The 656-nt window shown below is 53.0% G+C and carries 1 protein-coding gene; it reads right to left on the reverse strand.

All coding sequences use genetic code 11. The features are described 5' to 3' along the window. Positions 1-656 (reverse strand): hypothetical protein (locus SD450_RS04995; RefSeq protein WP_318343535.1); only part of this gene is annotated, 656 nt, incomplete at both ends.

Consider the following 656-nt stretch of genomic DNA (forward strand, 5'->3'; position numbering starts at 1 on the left):
AGCTGTGCGAAAAGGTCGGCGGCCGTTACGGCATCGCCCTCACAGAGGGTTAGGCTTCCATCGGTCCCCGCATCGGGTTGGTCGGTTATAGTGAGAGTAAAGGATTCCTCATCAAAACAGTTTGGGGTGGTGCCAGTCTCGTCGTAGATGTAGTAGGTTCCCGATACCGTTAACAAGTCGTTGGTGAGGTATTTTATTCCAGTTCCTCCAGGTCCTGAGAAATATGCCTGATTCCCTGTAAGTCCGATCCCTGTGATGGCAGGCAACATATAGGAGTTGCAGGCTGAAAGGTCATTTAGGTCATCGATATCAGGGCTGATGTTTATGGAGAGGGTCACAGAGGTGGCCATGCTTTCGCAACCACCCACAGTTTCAGTAACGTAATACGTGCCTGTAGCGAGTGGGTCTCCAGAGTTGACCACAGAGGTGAGCCCTGGATCACTGTACCATGTGATAGAAGCAGAGATGGCAGGCACAAGATCAGCTCCAGTAGGACTATCGGTATTGCAGAATGCTTGATTGGAAGCTATGGGCTGTGGTGGCGAAGGCAGCTGTGCCCCTGCGTCGAATGTGAAGGGATCGGAGCTTGCGCTGCATCCCTGTGGGTTGGTTGCGGTGATGACATAGTCTGTGCCGTCGGTGCCCCCGGTGATGTT

The organism is Flagellimonas baculiformis (genome assembly GCF_033441575.1).
GTDB lineage: Bacteria > Bacteroidota > Bacteroidia > Flavobacteriales > Flavobacteriaceae > Flagellimonas > Flagellimonas baculiformis.